We start from the raw sequence: 5,011 nt of genomic DNA on the forward strand, positions 1-5,011 counted from the left end.
TTTCTTCACTGGCGCTCCTTTCCGGTCTGCAACTCGACCGTACGAAAACAGGGCGGATGCCTCACGCATGCCGATATACCCCCAAACAGGTACGTCGGCAAGGCGGCTCAGATCTCAGGCCCTTGTTGTGTGCACGCCGCGAACGTCGGCGATCGGGCAGATTGAGCCCTGTCATCGAATGTCGGGTTCTGGCCGCAGGCTGACACGTGTTCCAAGGTGCCTAGATTCGTTTGAAGAAGCGGAAGTTGTAGCAATCCCGCTGGAGCTTTCCCCTTGCGTAGAGGCCGACCAGGATGCTATCTGGGCCGGAGTCGCCAGGCACAAAGAAGTGCTCCTCAGGAAAGCGCAATTCCGCTTGCCGAGCCTCCACTTCGCTCCGCCGCTCTTTGAACTCCTCAGCTCCAACGAACACAGCGACGGCATCGTGGAAAGCCACCATGTAGCCGCCTTCCTTCAGTTCGACACTGCGAAAGTCGGTCAGAAATCGCGCTTCGTCCAAGGCGCGACGAGCGTCGGCCTCGTCGTCTTCACCGGCGGTGATGAACAGCAGAGTCCCATTGCCCAAGATGGTGACGCCCCTCGTCGCCTTATAAGAACGCATACGCTCTTCAATGGCGGAGAGCGGGGTTGTGTTTTCGGGCTCCCAGGCGAGGCGAAGTGATTTCATGTCCCATCCAAACTAGGCGTCGAGGACGACCGGCTGCTTCTGGCCGGATTCTGTCTGTGGGTACGCACCACAATTGGCGCTTGGTACGCCGTCCAGCCCGAGTCGTTCGAGGACCTGCAGGTTGTACCGCGGCCAGTCTCGCTCCGAGTTCTCAATGACCAGCTTGTCCAGCGTCAGTCGGTCGAACAGCGCGTCCGTCATGAGTCGGTAGTCCTGGTACAGCGCAATGAGGCCTTCGAGACCAACCAAGTTCCGGCGCACCGCGTACGGTCCCTTCAACTTCCAGTCGACCTGATAATTCACCCAGGCCTCCCCCCGCTCTGCGCAAACGGTGCGCACGGCGCGCTCCACGCTCTCCTGCCGCAGGTAGACGACGAGCGGGCGCAATGGTCCGATGACCTGGGCCAAGCTCTGGCAGTACGCCGCGATTTCATCGAAGCTCGCCTCCATCAGGAAGAGATTGGTAAGGTCGCCGTGAAAGAGCTGGCCGTCCAGCACGGGCACTGCAGGGCCAGGTTGAACCTCTTCAGCAAACGAGCGCCACCTTGAAACTGCTCGACTCGCCAGCTGTTCAGCCGTGGATTCACGCCAGGGTTCGAACCAGTGCTGGAGCTCGTCGGTCGCTCGGACAGGATGCGGGTCGGCGCGCTCGTGAACAGCAAGCGCCGGCCGGCCTGCATCTTCGAGCGCCTTCGCGACGAACCTCATGGTTGTCGACTTTCCGGAGCCCATGATGCCCTCGATGATGACGAGCCCATGGCGTTCGGAGGACTGGTGGTCTGGCAGTGCGACGGGATTCATGCGGATGTTGTATCCGATTCAAGCAGCGGTCCTCAGTGTCCGTTCCTGGGCCGCTATCGGACTCGACCGACGTATCGCTCGACGAATAGTTTCGCCTCGGCCAAGGTCGCTGGATAGTGCACGAGTGTTCCGCTCGGCTGCTCGTGGATGGATTGAAAGCGGAATCCGTGGCTGACCAGGTACTCGACCTTTCGCCACTGGTCGATATCGGTCATTTTGGGCGTCGGGAACTTGCGACTGAGCCTCACCATCGGTCCGTGACACTGCGGGCAGAGCCGGGCGAGCGCGCGCATTGGCTTCTTGAAAGATTTGCGACACGAGAAGCAGACGTGCGAAAACAGATGCAGCTGCTCTTGGCGCGGCTTGGCAAAGTACGAATGGTGTCTGAACTTCTTCATGGTTCTGGTCTGGGCTCGGAGGGCCGATTTTGGCCGGATGCTGCCACATGTCCCGGATACGAAGGGCAACTCACCGTTCAGCGTGGTCCCTCGAAAGGGTGACCGGAGCGCCCGCGCGAATGGTGTTGTGAACTTCTGCGACCGCATCCGTTTGCCGCACCAGGTCCGCGATGTCCTCAGGCGTCGCTGGTGACGACACCTTGACTTCGTATTGAATGTTGGTGGCCGCCAGGCCGATGCCCGGAAAATCCGCTGTCGCCTCGACCACGACCCCTTCGACGGGGACACTAAGGCGTTCAGCCTCGCGGTAAAGGTCATTGCAGTAGCAGGTCGCCAGCGCGAGCATGAGGAACTCGCCACCATTGACCGCGGAGCCTTTGCCAGAAGGCTTGGAGGGCACGACAAGAGACTGTGTGCCTTCGCCCGTACGCACGGAGACTTCGTGCCGGGTCTGGGAGTTCCTGACAGTGGCAGATATCAGCACGGTGTGCTCCGTTTGGCCGATGTGGCTCCAGTCGAAATTCTGCCACCCGCCGGAGGGCGGGTTCTGGCCGACTGTAGCCCAAGGCGCCGGCGGCATCACGGGGCCTGAAGCGGGCCGGCTTGCAGCTAGCGACTCGGGCCGGCCGCGTGCCAAGGTGCTACCTCCTGCGCCGATCGGAGCTTGGCGAGCTGTTCCCCCAAGCGTTCCGCCTCCGCGCTCGCCGCGTCTAGGGCGGCGGTCAGTCTCTGGAACTCCTGCAGGTGCGCAGTAAATGTGCAAGACTCGGCGCCGAGGTGGCCGAAGGGAGACCAGAGCGTGTTGCATGCATGCAATGGATGACCCTCGGTGGCCTGCCAGCTTGTCCAGGAGAAACGCGATGGAAAAAGCATTCGGTCTCACCATCCCGCGCACGCTCGACGATGTCTGCAATCCCAGGGACATCGCTCTGCTCGTGTACGACATGCAAGTCGGGATCGTCAGCCAGGTGTCGGATGGCGCCGCTCTCACTGCACGCGTGCATGACGTGTTGACCATCGYGCGCGAAGCCGGGATGCGCGTGTGCTTCACGCGGCACCTGTCCTTGCCGCGCGAGTTTATGGGTTCGTTCCAGTATCGGATGGCGATGAGCTGGCAACGTCTCGACAGCCCCGACGACGTGCAGCCGTGGTTCCTGCGCGACTCGCCGGGGTTCCAGATCGTCCCTGAGCTCGCGCCGCTTCAAAGCGAGCCCATCTTCGACAAGATTGCGATGTCCGCGTTCGAAGGAACGCCGTTGTCCTTTGCGCTGCGTGACTGTGGCATCCGCGCGATCGCGATCGTCGGCCTTGCCATGGAAATCGGCATCGAGCCTACCGCCCGACACGCTGCAGATCTCGGCTTCATTCCCGTGATCGTCGCCGATGCGTGCGGGCACGGGAACGAGGACGCCGCGCGTGGCTCTGTCAAGCTGTTGGAGTTCGCCGGGGACGCGATCTTCACCGAGGCGAATATCTTGCGACGCTCCCTCGCTCTACGCCGCTGATCGTGCGCTTCTGTGAGTGACGCCGAAGAGCACATCAGCCGGGCCGAATAGCAGCCGTTCGCGGTCAGTGGCTTGTGGCCCGAATCAAGTCACAGGAAACGACTCCGAAAGGCTCTGCTGCGAACTCGGTCAATGTTTCGATTTCGCTTTGTGGCGCGATGCGTGGAGAATGCGAGATGACTCCCCCATCCTCTGCTTTCCTCACCCCGGACCATCTCGCCGCGCAGTTGCCCGCATGGACCTCTCTCTCGGCATCGCCATCGCCCAGAGCCTGGGCCGACCGGTTGCCGAAGATTTGGCGGCACTGCGTGCACAGGGCTACGTCCGGGAAGTTTCCAGCCCCCGACACGACGGGACTCCAGGCCATCTACACACGATCACGGTCAAGGGGAGCGAGGCGCTGCRAGGSCAAGACGAGCAGCGCRTATCCGCTSCGGTGCCRACGATCGGACCCAGGCCCCCYWTGCACCGCGAAACGTACAACGGCAGCGAGATGCGCCCTTTCACGGGACGAGCAGGATCGATGGACGCGYTGAAGTACCCGAGCCGAGTCGGCAACCAACTGCGCTATCGCGACGATGGCAGYGAACCTGCCCGCAAGGACGCGCGGCCGCCGCGCAAGACGTAACCCAAGTCCGAGCGACCGGTTGTGGCCGCGCTCTGCCTCCGAGCGACCTGTTCCGAGCACAATCCGCCACCGGACTGCGCACAAGTAGGTCACACCCCCACTGCGGTCGAGGCTGGCTCAACGTCCCGGCCATCGTTTGCGCCGCCTCGTCGCTCCCCTGCCGGCGTCATGATCCTCCCACCCGGGCATTTGGGCCATACCCGGCGGCCACGCAGCACGACGCACGTGAAGCCGTCGCGGCGCGGCCAACCAGTCCGGCGCTGCCTTCGCGGACAAGCCACAATCCGCCTGCATGAAAATCCCACGCCACTTTCCGTTGTCTCTGGCTCTTCTGATCGCCGTATCCGCTGTCCCCGCCCACGCCGCAAAGCAGGTCGCGCTGCGATCGCCAGCGCCGCGGGTCCTCTGCGACCGCTACGTGTGTGCCAATGGCAAAGGCATTTCGCTCGAGCTCACCCAAAAGTACCTCGGCAAAAAAAAGGCCGCGACCAAGCTGGCCTCACAGGGGGACTTCGACCGGACCGAGTTCACCTTTGCCAACGGCGTGTTCTGCGACGTTAAAGAGCGCCTATGCCGCGCAGATCGGTACTACAGTGCCGATGGCAAACGCAGCGCGGCCGTGAACAAGAAGTACACCGAGCTGCTGTTTGGGACCTTTTGACTTGACGCAGACCCCGGTCTTGCCAATCGGCATGGCCTCGCTGCTGTCAGCGAACTCGGTGAGCGCAAATTGCAAGGATGTTGCGATGCGCCTGGCGGCCACTCCGAACACGGCGGCTACCTGTGAAGCGATCGAGGGCGCACTCATTGCGCGCCGGGGAAAGCCAAGCTGATCGTCAAAGGCCGCTTTCGGGCGAACTGAGCAGTCAGCGCGAAGGACTGGTCCTGGCCGCATTCTGCCGGTCGATTCAGCGCTTGCTCGCCTGGTCGAACGTCTTGGGCCCCGGACCGTTCCTGTCTCGATAGAGGGCAATGACTTCTTCAGCCCGAACGCGCTCGCCCGCAGCCATCC

At 62.5% G+C, this 5,011-nt stretch carries 5 protein-coding genes; 2 read left to right on the forward strand and 3 right to left on the reverse strand.

The window, feature by feature from the left end; all coding sequences use genetic code 11:
- Positions 1–220: 220 nt before the first annotated feature.
- The 3 genes from AC1DY5_RS41680 to AC1DY5_RS41690 form a co-directional block, all read right to left on the reverse strand.
- Positions 221–667 (reverse strand): hypothetical protein, encoded by a 447-nt coding sequence (locus tag AC1DY5_RS41680; RefSeq protein WP_478120292.1) that lies wholly within the window; start codon positions 665–667, stop codon positions 221–223.
- A gap of 12 nt (positions 668–679) precedes the next feature.
- Positions 680–1,468 (reverse strand): P-loop NTPase family protein, encoded by a 789-nt coding sequence (locus tag AC1DY5_RS41685; RefSeq protein ID WP_478120293.1) that lies wholly within the window; start codon positions 1,466–1,468, stop codon positions 680–682.
- A gap of 468 nt (positions 1,469–1,936) precedes the next feature.
- Positions 1,937–2,350, reverse strand: a complete 414-nt coding sequence (locus AC1DY5_RS41690) for an OsmC family protein (RefSeq protein WP_478120294.1) — start codon at positions 2,348–2,350, stop codon at positions 1,937–1,939.
- A gap of 376 nt (positions 2,351–2,726) precedes the next feature.
- On the opposite strand from AC1DY5_RS41690, the gene AC1DY5_RS41695 reads away from it, so the two are divergent.
- On the forward strand, positions 2,727–3,371 hold the full coding sequence (locus tag AC1DY5_RS41695) for a cysteine hydrolase family protein (protein ID WP_478120295.1): 645 nt from the start codon (positions 2,727–2,729) through the stop codon (positions 3,369–3,371).
- A 920-nt stretch (positions 3,372–4,291) separates the two neighbouring features.
- Positions 4,292–4,660 carry a YcgJ family protein gene (locus tag AC1DY5_RS41700; RefSeq protein WP_478120296.1) on the forward strand — a complete coding sequence of 123 codons (369 nt, stop codon included), beginning with the start codon at positions 4,292–4,294 and terminating at the stop codon, positions 4,658–4,660.
- Positions 4,661–5,011 lie beyond the last annotated feature (351 nt).

It is taken from the genome of Variovorax sp. P4_D9, from assembly GCF_056401695.1.